This window comes from Streptomyces sp. NBC_00096 (assembly GCF_045041305.1).
Classification (GTDB): Bacteria; Actinomycetota; Actinomycetes; order Streptomycetales; family Streptomycetaceae; genus Streptomyces.
In genome coordinates, this window is record NZ_CP108221.1 from 4,997,805 (window position 1) to 5,010,136 (window position 12,332).

General features: G+C 71.9%; 8 protein-coding genes. 4 read left to right on the plus strand and 4 right to left on the minus strand.

Annotated elements, in window-relative coordinates; genetic code table 11:
* Window positions 1-85 precede the first annotated feature (85 nt).
* Window positions 86-541 carry a hypothetical protein gene (locus OG904_RS22085; RefSeq protein ID WP_405493545.1) on the plus strand — a complete coding sequence of 152 codons (456 nt, stop codon included), beginning with the start codon at window positions 86-88 and terminating at the stop codon, window positions 539-541.
* On the opposite strand, the gene OG904_RS22090 is transcribed toward OG904_RS22085, so the two are convergent.
* Window positions 538-1,338 (minus strand): helix-turn-helix domain-containing protein, encoded by an 801-nt coding sequence (locus OG904_RS22090; RefSeq protein ID WP_405493547.1) that lies wholly within the window; start codon window positions 1,336-1,338, stop codon window positions 538-540. The two genes, OG904_RS22085 and OG904_RS22090, sit on opposite strands and share 4 nt — an antisense overlap.
* 189 nt (window positions 1,339-1,527) lie before the next feature.
* On the opposite strand from OG904_RS22090, the gene OG904_RS22095 reads away from it, so the two are divergent.
* The 3 genes from OG904_RS22095 to OG904_RS22105 all read left to right on the plus strand — a co-directional run bounded on the left by OG904_RS22095 (window position 1,528) and on the right by OG904_RS22105 (window position 4,361).
* Window positions 1,528-2,517, plus strand: coding sequence for a TauD/TfdA family dioxygenase (locus OG904_RS22095; RefSeq protein WP_405493549.1), 990 nt, complete (start codon window positions 1,528-1,530; stop codon window positions 2,515-2,517).
* A gap of 106 nt (window positions 2,518-2,623) precedes the next feature.
* Window positions 2,624-3,391 carry a TSUP family transporter gene (locus OG904_RS22100; protein WP_405493551.1) on the plus strand — a complete coding sequence of 256 codons (768 nt, stop codon included), beginning with the start codon at window positions 2,624-2,626 and terminating at the stop codon, window positions 3,389-3,391.
* A 4-nt stretch (window positions 3,392-3,395) separates the two neighbouring features.
* Window positions 3,396-4,361 (plus strand): hypothetical protein, encoded by a 966-nt coding sequence (locus OG904_RS22105; protein ID WP_405493553.1) that lies wholly within the window; start codon window positions 3,396-3,398, stop codon window positions 4,359-4,361.
* Between the two features lie 46 nt (window positions 4,362-4,407).
* Here the strand turns inward: OG904_RS22105 and OG904_RS22110 are convergent, their stop codons facing one another.
* The 3 genes from OG904_RS22110 to OG904_RS22120 form a co-directional block, all read right to left on the minus strand.
* Entirely contained in the window at window positions 4,408-7,383 is a 2,976-nt protein-coding gene (locus OG904_RS22110) for an AfsR/SARP family transcriptional regulator (RefSeq protein WP_405493554.1), read from the minus strand.
* 388 nt (window positions 7,384-7,771) lie between these two features.
* A complete protein-coding gene (locus OG904_RS22115; RefSeq protein ID WP_405493556.1) occupies window positions 7,772-9,865 on the minus strand; it encodes a PIG-L family deacetylase in 2,094 nt (697 codons plus the stop codon).
* A 287-nt stretch (window positions 9,866-10,152) separates the two neighbouring features.
* A complete protein-coding gene (locus OG904_RS22120; protein WP_405493558.1) occupies window positions 10,153-12,099 on the minus strand; it encodes a PIG-L family deacetylase in 1,947 nt (648 codons plus the stop codon).
* Window positions 12,100-12,332: the final 233 nt, after the last annotated feature.

Sequence of the window (12,332 nt, forward strand, 5' to 3'; positions counted from 1 at the left end):
GGTCATCCAGCACTCAGGGCCGGTGGTCGTCGACCACCGGCCCTGAGTCGTCTCAGGACCCGTGGTGCCGGGTTCGGGTCATGCGTTGACCTGTTCGAAGGCATTCGTTGACCAGCTCCTTTTCGGTCGCTTTGATCAATTGCAGAAGTTGATCTCAGTGGCGGAAAGAGAGTTGGAAAACATCGTGCAGATCACCCGTATTCCCATGAAGAAGGCGATGCTCGGACTGGCGGCAGCCGTTGTGGTGAGTGGCCTTCCCGCGCTCACGTCGACGGCCGCGGCGGACCCCAGCTGTATTACGAGCGCCAATGCGACATCCTCGGACGGTACCGTGACGGTGCGCGTGTCCAGTAACCCGTGCAGCCGTCAGGTGCGCGCCTGGGTGGAATGCGTCGCCGAGAACGGGGTGAAGACCCAGCGGACCGGATCCGCGATTTCCGGCACCGGATCGGCGAGCGTCAGCTGCGGCTTCGCCTACGTCAACCGCAAGGGTCACGAAGTGAATGTTCCGGGCCAGGGCTGGACCCGTTACGTCTACTAGAGATCAGCCCGGTAATCAGCCCGAGAATCAGGCTTGGGATAACACTGGGAATTGCGGATTTCCGCCGCCGTGGAGCGGGCGGTCAGGCTGTTCCAGTGGCCGGCCGCCCGCTTGAGGGCGGTGACGTGGGCGGCGAGCCGTCCGCGGATCTCGTCCGTCCCCGAGGTGATGCTGAGCGCGCCGACCGGGAGCCCGAAGCGCAGCAGCGGTACCGCGATCATCTGCGAATCCGGCGCCGGACCCGGCGAGGAGGCCCACCCGCGGAAGCGGATGGCGTGCCGCTCGCCCGGTCTGGGGTGGGGCAGGCCGAGGTGGGCGAGGATGGCGAGCCCGGCGGCGTTCTCCGCCAGCGGGCGGGGGCGTCCGAGCGACGTCCGCTGTGACACGCCGTTCGGACTGTCCAGACAACCGACGCACACCTGGACCGGAACGTCGGTCAATACGGCCGCGTGCAGCCCCGCCGTGTGGCCGGACTGTTCGGCGAGAAAGCCGAGAGCGTGGCGTCCAGGTGTCGACGCCGACGCGGGAACGCACTGCCAGGGATGGGGATCGGCTTTCTCACGGTTCTCCGTGAGTGCATAGTATCCGTGCCGGGGTTGCCAGATGACTTCGTTCTTCATTCCCGACTGAATGAGCCGCTGGACCGTGGAACGGCTCAGTTCGGTGCGGCCGATGATGGACCGGAGCGAATGCGGACCGTTCCCCAGATCGCGCATTGCTTTGAGGACTCTGAACGCGCGATCCGAAACGTGCTCACGCTCCCCGGGGTTCCTGCCGCCGTCGATCAGGGCATGCAAAAGAGGACTCCTTCGTTCGGGGCGGCAGCGCGGGGATCGGCTGGTCGAAATTAGAAGTGTTCTCGCCGGTTTGTCAAGAACATGCGGATGGCAGAGCTTTGACATCGACTCGACATCGACGCCTCCTACGGTGAAGGAAGAAAGCAGGCGGCGTGCGGGTCGTCCGCCCTTCCCGATAAGGAGTTTTTGATGGAACTGGCGGCGTTGGAGCAGTCCGAGGTTCAGGTGTCCGCCGAGGACAGCCACCGGATGTGGGAGCTGTCCTCGCGGGCCGCCACCCTCCCGGATGCCTCCACCACCCAGCTGGCCGACATGCTGCTCGACATACCGGCGGCCGTCCGCGAACCGCTGCTCGACTTCGCGGAGGGCACCTCTCGCACGGGGTACCTGCTCCTGCGCGGGCTGCGGATCGGCGAGCTCCCCCCGACCCCCACCGGACACGAGGCGAACGCGCTGGACGGGCACCCCACGTCGGGAACGATGGCGCTCGTCGCCGACCTGGTGGGCTCGCTCATCGGGTACCAGGACGAGAAGGGCGGCGCCCTCATCCACGACGTGCACCCCGTACGGGGCGAGGAGACCCGGATCGAGAACAGCGGGTCGGTGGCCTTCGACTTCCACACGGAGAACGTGCACCACCCGCTGCGGCCCGACTTCCTCGGCCTGCTGTGCCTGCGCCAGGACCACGACGCGGAGGCGGCCACCCGGGTGGCGTCCGTCCGGGAGGCCGAGTCCCTGCTCACCGAGGAGCAGCGGCGGGTGCTGCGCTCCCCCCGCTTCCACAGCGCCTACCCCACCTCCTTCGCCCGCAACATCCCCGGTCCCCGTCCGACGGCCGGCCCCCACCCCGTGATGTTCGGCCGGGAAGGCCAGTCCTTCATGCGGTTCAACTCGCACAACACCACCGCCGCGGACGCCGAGGGCAAGGCGGCCCTGGAGGCGCTGTCGGCGGCGCTGGAAACCGTCTGCCGCGATGTCGTCCTCAGCCGCGGAGACCTCGTCCTGGTCGACAACCACATCGCCGCACACGGCCGTTCCTCCTTCACCCCCCGCTACGACGGCGCGGACCGCTGGCTGCGCCGGTGCTACTCGCTGCGCTCCACCCCGCGCTGGGCCGAGCACATGATGCGGGGCCGTCGCGTCGTGCCCGAGCTCGCCCAGATCTCCGGCGTCTTCTGACCTGTCGCGCTCCGGACCGCGCGGACCGCGCGGGCCGCGTAGGCCGCGTAGGCCGGGCAGGCCGGGCAGGAACCACGAACCACGAACCAGGAACCAGGAAGAAGACGTGGACGTTTTCGACGTAGCCGGCCTTTTGGCCGTGGCGGGCGCCGCCGGTTGGATCGACGCGGTGGTGGGAGGCGGCGGTCTGATCCTGATCCCCGCCCTGCTGCTGGCCTTTCCCCAGCTACCGCCCGCCGTGGCGCTGGGTACGAACAAGGCGACGGCCATCGCGGGCACGACCGTGGCCGCCGTCACCTACGTCCGCCGGACGAAGCTGCCCCGCTCGGTCGCCCTGCCGGCCGCGCTGCTCGCCGTGCCCGCCGCGGGATTCGGGGCGTTGTCGGCCTCCATGGTGCCCAAGGACTGGTTCCGGCCCGTCGTCATGGCCCTGCTCGTGGCCGTCGCGGTGTTCGTGAGCCTGCGTCCGAGCTTCGGAGCGGTGGAGGGCGCGGACGTCGTCAGCCGGCGCAGGCGCATGATGGTGATCGCACTGGCCGGATGCGGGATCGGCTTCTACGACGGCGTGTTCGGGCCGGGCACCGGCACCTTCCTCATCCTCGCGTTCACCGGGCTCCTCTCCCTGGAGTTCCTGCAGAGTTCCGCGATGGCCAAGGTCGTCAACGTGGGCACCAACCTGGGCGCCCTGTCCGTCTTCGCGGCGCAGGGCCACGTGCTCTGGACCCTGGCCGGCGGCATGGCGGTCTGCAATATCGCGGGCGCCGCCCTGGGCGCCCGCACCGCCCTGAGCCGCGGCTCGGGGTTCGTGCGGGGCGTCCTGCTGGTCGCCGTGAGCGGCATGGTCGTCAAGCTCGCGTTCGACCAGTTCGGCTGATGGCGTGCTGATCGACCAGCGGGTCTTCGATCCCCAGGGCGCATCCCTGCCCAACGCGGTGCGGCTCGGTCGTGCGTACGACGCCGAGCGCATGGCCGGGGAACTGGCCCGGTTCACCGCCGGCTCCGGCAACGTCTTCAGCCCGGCCAACGGGCGCCGGGTGCTGCCGCTGCGCAGCCTCGACGGTGACCCGTACCGCACGTCCACCGGCGGCCCCGGCATCGGAACGTTCCGCGACACGCCCTGGCTCGGGCAACTGCCCTACTTCGGCGAGATCCTGGCCGGCCTGCCGGGCCCGGTGCGCGGGGTGCGGCTCTGGGCGGCCGCTCCCCGGAGCCGCACCCGGGACATGCGGACTCCGAAGATCGGCCCCCCGTGGGGGTTCTGCCGGCTGCACCTGCCGGTGGCCGCGGGCGCGGGGAGCCGGTGCCTGTTCGTCGGGGAAAGCCAGCACTGGGCCCCGGGATCCCTTTGGTTCGCGGCGTCCTGGCGCAGCCACACGATCGTGAACCGCGACGTCTCGGACCTCGTCCATCTCATCGTCGACCTGTTCCACACGGCGGAGACGGAAGACCTGTTCCCCGCCGGCTTCCGCCCGGGCCCGGGCGGCGTACTGGGGCTTCGACGGCGGCCGGAGGTGCCCCTGTCGCCGGCGCAGGCGCGGCCCTTCATGGCCCGCTTCAGACTGCCGGAGCTGTTCTGCAACTGGGAGCACCCGGGGCACCGCATCCGCTCCGGGATGAGCGGTGCGGACATCGACGCCGCCATCGACGTCCACCGCGGCGCCCTGGCCCTGGTCCTGGCCGGGCGCCCCTTCTGCGGTCTGGAACACCTCGGCGACGGCGAGTTCCGTCTGCAGGGCTGGAGCGACGAGCGGACCATCCAGGTGACCTCGGTTCCGCGGCCCGCCGCCGTGCTGCGCGTACGCGAGGGCACGAGCAGCTACGTCTCCTGCCTGCCGCTGCGCTGACGGGGCCGCGAGGGCCCGCCGGGCCGCCCGCACCGGCCCGGCTCCCTCAGCGCGAAGCGCCGGTCAGACCGCTCAGATCGGTCACATCGGTCACATCGGTCACGTCGGTCACGTCGGTCACATCGGTCAGGTCGGACAGGCGGCCCAGTTCGGCCAAGGAGCTCACGAAGAGGTCGTGGCGGGCCGGCGCCGCCATCCTGCGGCACAGCTCGGCCCCGTCCCGCAGGATCTCCGCCGCCCGCTCGAGGTTGCCCGCGCGCTTCTCGACCTCACCCATGGCCAGCATGATCTGCGCCTCCATCAGCGGGTCGTGGATCGTACCGGCGAGGTCCAGACCCTCCCGCAGCCGCTCCCGCGCCTGCGCCGGCCGCCCGGCCAGCGCGTCGGTCCAGCCCAGGCCCCAGAGGGCGTAGCAGTGTCCGCTCAGATCCCCGTTCTGCCGCGTCATCTCCAGCCCCCGGCCGAACTCCTCCTGGGCGAGGCCCGCGTCCCCCCGCGCGAGGTGGAGGTCGCCGAGGCTCAGCCGCACCTGTGCGGCGCTGCGCCCGCCGAATCCGGTCACCAGCACCCTGGCCTCGTCCAGGTACGGCGCGGCGTCCTCCGGCCGGCCCAGCTCGAGAAGCGTCTGCCCCGTCCACCGGAGCACCTGGGCCTGGGCCTCGAGGTCCCCCTCGGCCCGCAGCGTCCCGAGGGCCCGCTCCCAGCTGCTCAGGGCCTGCGCGAACCTTCCCTGGACCCGGTCCACGCAGGCGGACTTGCGTAGGGCGAGGGCCAGCCCGTACAGGTCTCCGACCTTCTCGAAGAGCTCCTGGGACCTGGCGAGCAGGGGGATCGCCTCGGCGTACTGCCGCTTCGTGAGGTGGAGGTCGCCGAGCCCCAGCAGCATCACGGCCGTACCCCGTTCGTTGCCGTGCCGCTCCGCGGCGACGAGGGCGACCTCGTGGGTCGTCCTCCAGTCGTCGAAGTGGAAGCGGAGGCTGAACAGGCAGCGGCAGGTCGCCGCCAGATCCCAAGCCAACTCGTCCTGCCCCTCGGCGGCGAGCTTCTGGCAGAGCGCGGTGAGCGTGGAGCGGTCCGCCTCGTACCAGTCCAGTGACCGCTCGCCGATCGTCTCCAGGGCCTGGGGCGCCGCCAGCGGCCTGCGGATGAGGCTGTGCACGGTGGCGAAGTCCCCTCCGCACACCACGCGGTGCGCGTGGTCCGCCACGGCCAGCGCGGCCGTGCCCAAGCGGTGCAGCGCGGCGGCCCGTTCCTCACCCGGCTCCGTCTCGTCGGCGAGAGCCAGGGTGTACAGCCTGACCAGATCGTGCATCCGGTACCGGGGCTGAGCACACCCGGCCGGGGTGGTCACATCGAGGAGACGCGCGTCCAGCAGCTCTTCCAGGAGGTCCTGCGCCTCGAACAGCGGCAGGTCCACCAAGGGAGGACAGATCCACTCGGCGAAGTCCGAGGCGCTGAGGAGCGACAGCCGGCGGAACAGCATCCGGGCGGGCGAGCTGATCCCCTTGTAGGACAGTTCGAGGCACGCCCTCACTTCCAGGTTCTCGTGCGACAGCTCGTTGAGCCGGCGCCGCTCGTCGGCCAGCCGGGAGGCGGCCTTGCGCAGCGACCAGTGCGGCTTGGCCGCCAGCTTGGCGCCCACGATGCGGAGGGCGAGCGGCAGCGTCCCGCAGTACCGGATCAGCTGAAGGGCGATCTCCGGTTCCGCTTCGGTCCGCTCCCGGCCCACCAGCCCGGTGAGGAGTTCGAGCGCCTGGCCCTCCTCCAGGACGTCCAGCTCCACCGAACAGGTGATGGGGACCGTGGCCAGCCGCATCCTGCTGGTGACCACGACCGCGCAGCTGGTCGTGCCGGGGAGGAGGGGAAGCACCTGCCGTGCGTCGCCGGCGTCGTCGAGCACGATGAGGATCCGGCGGTCGGCCACCAGGCTGCGGAACACCGCGGCGCGCTCGTCCAGGGTTTCCGGGATCGGGCCCTGGAAACCGAGTTCGCGCAGGAAGCGCGCCAGTGCTTCCTCCGGCGCCACCGGGGTGTCGCTCATGCCGTGCAGGTTCACGTAGAGCTGGCCGTCGTCGAACTCCGGCCGCAGCGCGTGGGCGGCGTGCACGGCGAGCGCGGTCTTTCCGGTACCGCCCGCTCCTACGAGGATGACCACGGGCACGGAGCCGGAGCGACGGGTCAGCGCGCTCTTCACCGTGCCCAGTTCCCGGTCCCGGCCGGTGAATTCGGCGAGGTCCCCCGGCAACTGGCCCGGTACGGAACGCCCCGCAGGTACCGGACGCCCCACCGGGACGCCCCGGGCGGCCGCCGCCGGTGGCGACGTCCGCGGTGCGGGTGATGCAGGCGGTGCGGGCGGGGCAGAGGTGCCGGGGTCGGCGCCCCCGGCGAGCACCTGCTGGTGCAGTGCCTGCAGCTCGGCCCCGGGCGAGACGCCCAGTTCGTCCCGGAGGAGCTCGGCGGTGTTGCGGTACAGCCGCAGCGCGTCGGCCTGCCGCCCGGATCGGGTGAGCGCCAGCATGAGGAGGCCGCGGGGCTTCTCCAGTAGCGGATCCTGCTGGATGAAGGCCGACAGGTCGGCGATGAGCTCCTCGTGGCGGCCGAGTTCGAGCTGGATCTCGGCGCAGGCGATGCGCAGTGCGGCGCGTTCCTCGTCCCAGCGGTGCACCTCCGGCTCCCAGGCGCGGCGGCGGATGCCGGACAGGATCGGCCCGCGCCACAGGGACAGTGCACGGCGCAGGGAGGTGAGCGCCGACTCCGGGTCGTGTTCCGACACGGACCGCTGGGCCGCGAGCCGCAGTTCGCGTACGACGTGCGTGTCCAGCCGTACGCCGGTCAGCGGAAAGAGGTACCCGGGAGGCTGTGTGACGACGAGCTCCCTACGGCATCCGGCCGCGCGGAACGTCCTGCGCAGCATGGACATGCAGGCCGCCACCTGGTTGGCGGGATCGGACGGCGGTTCGCCCTCCCAGACGGCCTCGACCAGCTGGTCCAGCGGCACCACCGTGTCGGCATGCAGCAGCAAAGAGCCGAGCGCCGCTTGGAGCCGTGGCGCGGTGATGGGAAGCGGATTCCCGCGAAACCGGACTTCCAGGGGTCCGAGCAGCCCTATATCAAGATCATTTTCCACGTTGACCGACACTGATCCCCCTCAGGTCGAGCGTGCTCCCGCCCGGATGCTCGCTCCCCAAGGGGTGTCGCCGCCGGGCTGGATTCATAGTGTTGCCAGGTCAGAGCCTCACTTCGAGTGATCGTACTGGTAGGTAGCTTGTCGACGGGGTCGCCGGAGGGGCCCTCCACGGGCAAGTGACCGAAGGTCGCCGTCCCATGGCTGATTTCAGCGGGTCCGGGGCCGTTCCGGGGCGCCGCGCAGGGCAGTCGTTAGCAATGGCTAATGCATCCACCGCGGTCGGCTATGCCTGCGGAACCGCTCGGTGCCAGGTGGTGCGGGTGGGGGTGGGGAGGGTGGTGGTGACGTGGAGTTCGGCGTCCAGGCCCAGGACCGCCGTCGTCGTCGCGCCGCCCGGTTCCTGGGTGCCCGCCGGGGCGCCCGCGTAGAGCATCCCGGACTCCGTCCACGCCGGCGGGCCGCCGAGGCCCGTGGTGCTGACGGTGCCCGAGTCGGCGCGGCCCGAGATGAGGCGGCCCGCGACGCCGACCGCGCCGTAGCCCGCCCGGCCGCCGGCCTCCGTGACGCTGGAGACCGCCGGCTTCGCGGCGCCGGCCCCCGCCGTGACCAGGGCGGTGCGCACGACACCCGAGTCGGGGCGCCGGAAGTAGAGCCGGACCCCCGCCGCCTCCGGGGCCGCCGTGAGGGGGACGGTGGTGGCCGGTAGCCCGGTCGGGAACGGCCCGGCCAGCGGGGCTCCCGGGGCGGGCTGGATCCAGGCGACCACCGACTGGGTGGTGGCGGCGTAGACGTGGCGCCGCCCGGCGGAGTCGGTGGCCGTCACCGGGTCGCTCTGCAGGTCCGCGCCGCCCAGCTGCTGCCAGCCGGTGAAGTCGCCGGAGGGCTGCTGCACGCGGGCGCGCAGCGTGCGGCGGGAGTCGCGGACGTACACGGTCAGCAGGCCGCCCGCGTCCGCGGCCGCCGAGGGCGAGCTGATCGCGGAGGTGCCGCTCTCGTCGTTGGTCTCCGGGGTGCCGAGCGCGACCCACGCCCCGAACGGACCGCCGGGCTCGGACTGGGCGGCGTAGACGATCTCGCGCCGGTAGTCCTGCGGGTGTACGCCCAGGACGGTGCGGGTGGCGAGTACGGCGACGCGCCCGTCGGGGAGGCGGACGGTGCTCGCACCCGGGTCGATGCCGGTGCCCGGAAGCAGGACCGGGCCCTGCCAGGCGGCGCCGGCGCCGGTGCCGGCCCCGCGGTTCCAGACGGCCATCTGGCCGTCGAGGGCGGCGAAGGCGTACAGCCGGCCGGTCGTGCCCTGCACCAGCCAGGAGGAGTTGTCGGCACGCGCGTAGCGCAGCGACTGGGCCCAGTTGTGGCCGGTGGGGCTGCCCGCCACCTTGCGGTCGCCGCAACCGGAGGGCGAGCCGCAGTAGTTCTGCTTGTCGTGCCACGCGTACGTCTTGAGGAAGCCGATCTTCGTCTCGGCCGTCTGCGGGTCCAGCGCGTGCGGCAGGGTGCCGTTGTGGTAGCCGAGGTAGTTCTGGACGGTGAAGCGGGGCCGCTGCCCGACCGGGACCCGGCCGGCGTACGAAGCGGCCGCGGCCTGCGCGAACCGCGCCCCGTACATGTGGTCCTGGTGGTCGGTGTACTTGCCGGTGTCGGCGTACCGTCCCGGCGTCGGGTCCTGCATCCGTATCGTCGTCGGCTTGTACCGCTCCAGGATCCCGGACACCGCGGCTATGACCTGGTCCTTGGTGTAGGTGAACGACTGCTTGACGGGCGTGCCCGTGGCGAGCTGGGGGACCAGCGCCGGTATCCGGCCGTCCCACAGCCCGTGCAGGCTGTCGGGGGTGTCGGCGACGGGCGCGCGGGCCTCGCGCATCTGCAGCCAGACCAGGTTGATGTGGGGCTTCGCCACGAGGACGTCGACCTCGGCCTGGCCGCCGCCCGCGGTGGGTATGACCGTACGCTGCCACGCGCCGGCGCGGTTGCCGGTGGCCATCTGCGCGTAGGCGGAGCGAATGCCGTTCTGCCGGGCCTCCGCGTACTTTGCCCGGTCGGCGGGCTGCTGGGGGTCCTTGGCCGCGCCGCCGTTGGCCTCGTTGCGGCCGTCGGCCTCGCCGGAGGTGAGGTAGAGGGTGGTGAGCGGGGTGCCGGCCAGCAGGGAGCGGCTGAGGTCGGGGTTCATGAAGAACAGGTCGTCGTCCGGGTGGGCGACGATCTGGACGACCGATCCCGAGGTGGTGCTCGCCGGGAACGCGGTCGAGGAGTCGGTGCCCGAGTCGGCCTCGGCCGCGGTCTGCTGACCGGAGGCGACCGCGAGCGCGCCGGTGACCCCGATGGTGAGCATCGGGAGCACGGTCGCGAGGAGGAAGCGTCGGCGGGAAACGGGCATCGGTTACGCCTTGGAGTCGTTCCGGCAGGAAGAACCGCGTGGTGCTGTCGGTCGATCAGTGAGAGGTCAATCCGGGCAAGTTGGTTCACCGGGCTCGCCGATGACTTCTGATTTCCGGAAACGACCGCTCGGGATTGCATCTTGTGCGGTTTAAATGCGCATATGTGATCGCTAAGCGGACGCTGACAGTCCGGCAGAGGGCAGCAAAAAACGCCCCCGTGGGGGGCGTTGATTGATTCCTGCCGAGTCGAGTGGATTGCGGAGATCTATGGCGGTCTCCGGGCGGGCTAAGGAGCGGTGCCCGGCGGCCCCACCGGCTGCCACGGAGCCAGGTGCGCGTCCGGCGCGTCCGCCGCCGAGGTCACGTACAGTCGCGCGTCCAGCCCCAGCACCGCCAGGCTCACCGTGCTCGTGCCGGTCATCGTCGACGAGGGCGCCCCGACGAACATCAGCGGCGCCCGCTCCCACACCCGGCCCCATCCGACGTCCGCCCCCAGCCGGCCGCCCGAGGTCCGCCCGGCCAGCAGGTGGCCGCTCGCCGTCACCGCGCCGAAGCCCGACAGCCCGCCGACATCGGTGAGCCCGCTCGCCTTCAGCCCGCCGTCGGCCGTCACCAGGGCGGTACGGACATTGCCCGAGCCCGGCTTGCGCAGCCACAGCCGTACGCCGTTCCCGCGGCCCTGCGCCGTGATCGGGAGCGCGGTCTCCGGCAGCCCGGTCTCCGTGGCCGGGCCGAGCGGCGCGCCCGCCTCCGGCTGCGCCCAGCCCAGTACGGACCTGGCCGTGGCGGCCAGGACGATGCGCCGTCCGGCGCTGTCGGTCCCGGCGGCCGGGCTGCCGTGCAGATCGGCGCCGCCGTACTTCTCCCACGGACCCCAGCCGCCGTCCGCCGACCGCACCCGCCCGCGCAGGGTGTACGAGCCGTCGCGCACGTAGACCGCGAGCTGCCCGGAGCCGTCGAGGGCCACCGCGGGGGCGCTGATGTCGGAGGTCCAGTCCTCGTCGGAGGTCTCCGGGGTGCCGAGCACCGCCCAGTCCCCGAACTCCTCCGAGCCGGGGCCCTTCTGCACGGCGTGGACGACCTCGCGCCGGTAGTCCCCGGGCCCGGCGCCGAAGGAGGTGCGCGTGCCGAAGACGGCGATCCGCCCGTCCCCCAGGGTGACGGTGGAGATCCCCTGGTCCATGAGGGTGCCGGGGGCGTCGGGCAGCAGCCGGGGGCCGCTCCAGGCACCGAGCAGCCCGGCCCGGTGCCAGACGGCGAGCCGCCCGTCGAGCACCTTGAACGCCCACAGGCCGTACTGCGCGTCGGAGGCCAGCCAGGAGGTGCTGGTGCCGCGCGCGTAGTTGATGGACGAGCTCCAGTGGTTGCCGGCCGGATGGTCGGCGACCTTCAGGTCGCCGCAGCCCGCGGCGCTGCCGCAGTGGTCGCTCCGGTCCGTCCACGCGTACGTGTCCAGGACGTCGAGCTTCTCCCCGGCCTCGCCCGGGTCGAGCACGCCGGGAAGCGAACCGTTGAAATAGCCGAGGTAGTTCTGCACCGCGAAGTGCGGCCGGTCCTTGACGTCCCGCGCGTACGCGCCGAGCGCCACCTGGACGAAGCGGGCGCCGTAGAAGTGGTCCTGGTGGTCCGTGTACCGCTTGGTGTCGGGGAACCGCCCGGGCGTCGGGTCCTGGGAGCGGACGGTGGTCGGCCCGTACCGCTCCAGGATGCCGACCAGGGTCCGGACGACCTGGTCCTTCGTGTACGTGAACCCCTGTCTGACCGGACTGCCCGAGGCGAACATCGACTCCAGACGCGGGACCCTGCCGTCCCAGAGCCCGTGGAGGCTGTCGGGACGGTCCGCGTACGCGGCCTTGTCGGGCGGGGTGGTGGCCTCCTCGGCGGCGCCGGCGTTCACGCCGTCGGCTTCGCCGGAGGTGAGGTACACCGAGGTGACGGGACGGCCCGCGGCTATGGAGTACCGCAGGTCCGGGTTCATGAAGTAGAGGTCGTCGTCGGGGTGCGCCACGATCTGGAGCACCCGGCCGGGGTCCGGCGGATCCGCGGGCGCGGCGGCGGCCCCCACCGCCCCGCCGCCGGAGGGCGCGGCGGCGGACGGACCGCCGGGCCCGGCACTGCCCGCCAGCAGGAGCACGGCGGTGGCGGCGGTCGCCGTGACGGCTGCGGTCGCGGTACGGAACCCGACCGCCTCGGCGGCCCTGCCGCGGCGGGGGCGGGAAGCGCGGTCGGGCATCGGGACTCCTCCTGGCCGGTCGGCGGGGAGCGAACCCCATCACACCATCTCGCCACATTCTGCAAGAAGTATGACAATCCGTCCCGTCGTACGTGTCGGTGAGTCGAACGGCCGCTCCGGCTAGGCTCTCCCCGGGCGATCACGGACCGCACCGGGACCCGACGACCACGGCTCCCGGGGACCACCGGCCCCGGGGACCACGGCTCCCGGGGAACGAGCCCCGGGGACCACGG

Excerpts from the sequence above, each read along its gene's own strand:
- OG904_RS22095 (WP_405493549.1), top strand. The coding sequence starts at position 1,528 with ATGGAACTGGCGGCGTTGGAGCAGTCCGAGGTTCAGGTGTCCGCCGAG.
- OG904_RS22115 (WP_405493556.1), bottom strand. The coding sequence starts at position 9,865 with ATGCCCGTTTCCCGCCGACGCTTCCTCCTCGCGACCGTGCTCCCGATG.
- OG904_RS22120 (WP_405493558.1), bottom strand. The coding sequence starts at position 12,099 with ATGCCCGACCGCGCTTCCCGCCCCCGCCGCGGCAGGGCCGCCGAGGCG.